The organism is Acidithiobacillus sp. TH-A36 (assembly GCF_057473445.1).
This window is the reverse complement of record NZ_JBYCKP010000657.1, coordinates 1-5042: the sequence shown is the minus strand read 5'-3', so window position 1 is coordinate 5042 and position 5042 is coordinate 1. Positions and strand designations below refer to the sequence as shown.

General features: G+C 51.3%; 5 protein-coding genes. 2 read left to right on the top strand and 3 right to left on the bottom strand.

Features of this window, described 5'->3' with window-relative positions; genetic code table 11:
* On the bottom strand, nucleotides 1-429 hold a 429-nt coding region (locus tag AC2VLY_RS16460; RefSeq protein WP_486922666.1), incomplete at its 3' end, for an MFS transporter.
* A gap of 130 nt (nucleotides 430-559) precedes the next feature.
* On the opposite strand from AC2VLY_RS16460, the gene AC2VLY_RS16455 reads away from it, so the two are divergent.
* Complete coding sequence (locus tag AC2VLY_RS16455) at nucleotides 560-1240, top strand: ArsR/SmtB family transcription factor (RefSeq protein ID WP_486892264.1); 681 nt, start codon at nucleotides 560-562, stop codon at nucleotides 1238-1240.
* A gap of 120 nt (nucleotides 1241-1360) precedes the next feature.
* On the opposite strand, the gene AC2VLY_RS16450 is transcribed toward AC2VLY_RS16455, so the two are convergent.
* Complete coding sequence (locus AC2VLY_RS16450) at nucleotides 1361-2842, bottom strand: MFS transporter (RefSeq protein WP_486892263.1); 1482 nt, start codon at nucleotides 2840-2842, stop codon at nucleotides 1361-1363.
* A 69-nt stretch (nucleotides 2843-2911) separates the two neighbouring features.
* The gene (coaA, locus tag AC2VLY_RS16445; protein WP_486892262.1) at nucleotides 2912-3898 is read right to left on the bottom strand and encodes a type I pantothenate kinase; all 987 of its coding nucleotides are present in this window, start codon (nucleotides 3896-3898) and stop codon (nucleotides 2912-2914) included.
* Between the two features lie 169 nt (nucleotides 3899-4067).
* On the opposite strand from coaA, the gene AC2VLY_RS16440 reads away from it, so the two are divergent.
* The coding region (locus AC2VLY_RS16440) for a DHA2 family efflux MFS transporter permease subunit (protein ID WP_486892261.1) at nucleotides 4068-5042 on the top strand (975 nt) is incomplete at its 3' end.

Genomic DNA, 5042 nt, shown 5'->3' with positions numbered 1-5042 from the left:
CGGTCCCGCGACCACGGCCAAACCGGACACTCCCGCCCACCACCCGATGGCCCGTGCACGCAGTCGGGCGTCGGGGAACGCGTTGCGCAGTATGGCCAGCGAGTTGGGTAAGGCAGCAGCGGCGCCAATCCCTTGCAGGCTTCGCGCAGCGATTAAAAACGTGTAGGAGGGAGCCAGCGCGCAGGCGATGGAACCCAACACGAAAAGCCCCATACCGACCATATACAGTCGGCGGCGACCCCAAAGATCACCCAAATCGCCGGTAGTCAGCATCAGGCTGGAGAACAAAATGGCATAGGCATCGACCACCCATTGCAGGGCCGAGACACCGGCATGCAGATTGTCCTGAATGCTTTTGAGGGCCACATTCACCACGGTGAGATCAAGCTGGATCATGAATAGTCCAAAATAGACAGCCAACAGCGTCATTACGGAAGAATTTTGGCGAGGGGTCATCATCTACCTGCTGGGTATGCTCCATGGGATTGACAGCATACCCAGTCCTTGGGAATAGGTGCTACGATACTCATCGAAATATGAAATGCTTCCAGGAGCCCATATGGACAAGGCAAATACCGCCGCGTTGCTCGCCGTACCCACCCGCATGGCCATGCTCTTTGCGTTACTGGACGGGTCTGCCTTGCCGGCCAGCGAACTGGCCTACCGGGCAGGAATCAGTCCGCAGACTGCCAGCCACCATCTGGCACTGCTCGTCGAAGCGCACTTGCTCGTGGTAGAGCGTTGTTTGCGGTATCGCTATTATCGTATTGCCAGCCCGAGCGTGATTGAGGCGATAGAAAGCTTGCTGGTGATATCGGGCCAACCGACCTTGAAGGAGCGCGCGGACCATGGCCAGATAGAACCCTTGCGCCTGGCACGAACCTGCTATGATCATCTGGCCGGTCGTTTGGCGGTGTGTTTGGCCGACGCATTGCTGGAACAGGATTGGATTACCCTGAAGGAGCGTGATTTTCAGGTTACCGAAAGGGGTGAAGAGGCGTTTACCGAACTCGGCATTGACCTGTCCACATTGCGCAAGCAGCACCGTTTATTTGCCCGTCGTTGCATCGATTGGAGTGAAAGGCGGCCGCATATTGGCGGGGCATTGGGCGCGGCGCTGCTGACACGCTTTCTGGAAATGGATTGGATTCGCAAACGGCCCGGGGATCGGCAGGTTCATCTTTCGAGTACGGGACAACAGGAATTCTGGAAGCGGTTCAGGGTGGAGGTCCGAGCCTAACAAAACTGGGAAATACTGGCCCACGGCAAAAGCGCGAAAACACAGCACTCTGAATCGGAGGTATATACAATTAAATGGAATTCTTTGAAAACCATCACAAAAGCACGGCGTACATCCGGTTTATTCGCATGCAATATCATCTTTTGTTTGCGGTGTTTTAATCAACCATAGAGCAACAATTGCAGCAGCAAGGCATACCCAAGCAGATATACGAATAACATTGTTAATCCCCATGGTAGCGGCCACCAAGAGAGCGTCGTGGAGATAGAACTGAATACCCACAGATGTATTTGGGACGCTCCCAAACCAGGAGATATGACCGCGTAATACATCGTATGCAGTACCTGTGGCATTGTAGGAAAGGCCGCCCAAAATCCCCACTCCCATGCTGGAAGAGAGCGTACGCACAAAATTGGCTAAAGTGGAAGCCTCATGTAGATTTTCTGCCGAGACCTCAGATAGTACCAACATATTCATGGGTACAAACAAAAGGCCGATGCCAATACCGATTAAGGCCATATATAAAATCACCGTGTGAAGTGACTCTTGTGGGGCCAGAAAAATAGAAGCATAGACTGTCGAAAACACTAAAAAGGATAGTCCTGCCAGATAGTTAATCGGCATCCACCGAGATGCTCTACTCATGAATATGGTGATCGGTATAGCCGTAGCACCAATGGGTACGCTGAGTAATCCTCCATAGAAGCCGTTATAACCTGTGTATTTTTCTACCCACAAGGGGATATCCGCTGTCCACCCCGTAAACATGGCCCACCCAAGACAAAGCAAAATCAATCCTAACCAATAGCTGCGAATTTTCAGAAAGGACAAATTCAATAAGGCATGTTCAGCCCTTTTTTGCCAAAAGATGAAGGCTATCAGTAGCGTAATGGCCAGGAATAGAGCGATATCTATGCGACCAGAGCGAAACCAGCCAGAATCATCGCCCTGATCAATGATAAATTGTAAACTTACGACGAACCCATACAGCAGCACAAACCCAATACTGTCAAAGGGCTTTTTCAAACGCACACTGTCTGGAATCTTTCTTCCACTGAGAAACATCGACATCATAAAAAGGGGAATAGAAAAAATAAAAATATAGCGCCAACTGGCAACAGTAGCCAGCCACCCCCCAATGAAAGGGCCAATGTAAAAGGGAATCAACATAGCATTGGTCCACAGAGACATCATTAGTATCCGACGTGCCGGGGAGCAATAACGGATGAAAATTGTTTGGCTGAGAGGAACCATGATGCCGGCACCGATACCTTGCACACCACGAAACAACAGCATGATCCAGATGTTGCTGGTGGTCGCACAAACGGCACTGCTGACTATCAAGGAAAATAAGGATAGATTAAAAGCTCCACGGAGACCCTTCCGCGCCGAAACCCAAGGCATCAGGGTGGAACCAATCGCCCAATTCATGACCATGAAGGTCAGCACCCAGACGGCATGGTGATCGCTGGTCGCAAGGCTTCCGGCAATGTAAGGAAAAATGTTCTGTACGGCAACCGCGATAAACGAACTGGTACCGAGCGCCAGACCGACGCCCAAAAACATGAAGAGAGACGGCTGACTATTCACAACTTTTTCCATATATCAGACATCCTTTCAATAAGTTATGTATACCCAATAAACGACCGGGATAATCATCCTAACACTACATCAACTGTTACTCATCCAAATCTCGCCTAAAGAGTGGTCGCTGCATTTTCGTAGTATCACATCTGCGCGTGATCGGAGTGGCAAAATATTTCTGCGCAAGTTTGGAAGATTTATTTTCCTCCAGATATTGGTCGCGGTAATTCTAGCTTGCTCAAGAGGAAAATTTCTATACCGGTAGAAATATGATGTCGGATCATGGATTGCTGCTTTTTGCAAATGGAGAAAGCGCCTGACATACCACTCCTCTAGATCGGATTCCTCAACATCTATATACAGCAAAAGGTCGATATAATTCTTCTCCATTGCTATTCCTTCTACCTGCAGGATGTTCAAGCCTTCGAATATAAGAACATCAGGCCTGTGAACGACCTGATATTGGGAAGGAAGAATGTCATAGGTAATATGCGAGTAAATAGGCACAGCAGCAGTCGGCCTACCGGTCTTAACGGAGGCAAGAAAATCAATCATGCGGCGAATATCGTAGCTCTCTGGGAATCCCTTTTTCTTCATCAAGTGACGTTCCTTTAAAATGAAACTCGGATATAAAAATCCGTCGGATGTCACAACCTCAACGTGTAAATGGTCTGACCCGTGAGCCAAAAGAGTGCTCAGAAGGCAAGCGAAAGTACTCTTTCCAGCGGCTACACTGCCTGTTATCCCAATGACGAAAGGAAAATTTTGTGGAGAACGACCAAAGGCGTCTTTAACGTACTTCTGACTTTGAGCCGCTGCGATGCGGAAATTCAGGTAACGAAGGAGAGGTATATATAGGTCCGTCATTTCAGGAGGATTACCTGAGATCTCGTTACCCCTGAGATCTCCAATCTGTAGCAATGGGTCATCGTAAGGGATCATGAATTTCGAGTGCGCTGCCATTCGATTGCCAGCCATTACCCTACGCAACTTTTCATAGAAGGTGCTTGCGAATTTCGGGCATATCCCCGCCTGTCGCGCATTATTGTGGCTGATAGTTGGACTTTTTTGCATGGAAATTGCTCAACGGGCGTTCGAGGCAAAAAACCAGTGCTTGTGATTGGCCAGTTTGCAGCAGCCATCAGCGTTCACCAGAATAACCCTCCCCCAGGCAGGCGTAGATCAGGAGTTTATTCACGCAAAAATGAAACACTGACCGCCATGCCATGCGTAGCATGCGTGCATGTCAACAAACGTTTCTTCAGCAAAAGGCAGCGCCGTAGCGCTGGACGCATCGCCATCGTCGCAGCATCGCTTCTGGCTCAGTGTGGCGCTGCTGGCGGCCACCGTCATGCAGGTGCTGGACATTACCATCGTCAGCGTGGCTCTGCCCTACATGGCCGGGAGTCTGTCCGCCAACACCACGCAGATCAGTTGGGTGGTGACCAGTTATCTGGTCGCGGCAGCCATTTCCACGCCGCTGACTGGATTTCTGGCGGCACGATTAGGTCGGCGCCGGTTACTGCTGATCAGTCTCGGGGGCTTTGTGGTGGTTTCCGGGCTGTGCGGAATCAGTCAGGATCTCATGGAGATCGTCTTACTGCGTCTGCTTCAGGGTCTGGTGGGCGCACCGCTGCCTTCTCTGGCGCAGGCCATGCTGATCGAGGCCTATCCTCCGGAAATGCGGGGGCGGATCACGGCGCGCTGGAGCCTGGCCGTTGTGGCTGGCCCCATTCTGGGGCCTGTGATGGGCGGTATCCTCGTGACTCACCTGGACTGGCGATGGGTTTTTTATGTGAACCTGCCCGCTGGCTTGCTGGCCTGGATGTTGGCTTACCGTTTCAGTAGTTCCTCCACCGCTATCGTGAAACGCCGTATTGATCTTCCGGGCTTCGTCAGTATGGCCATCGGTCTGGGGGCACTACAGATCGTGCTGGACCAAGGCAATACGATGGGCTGGTTCAGCTCACAACGCATCGTGATGCTGACCTTGTTCACGATGTTGTCGCTCGGCTTTTTTCTCTGGCGGGCACTGACGCGCGCCGACAGCATCGTTCATCTTCGATGGTTGGGGAATCGGGATTTTGGCATTGCCTCACTCGCGTCCATTACTTTTGGCGCGGGTACCTACGGCATCCTGACCTATCAACCCATATTCCTGGAACATCTGTTGGGCTACCCACCAGAAACTGAGGGGTGGGTTTCTGCCGCCCGGGGG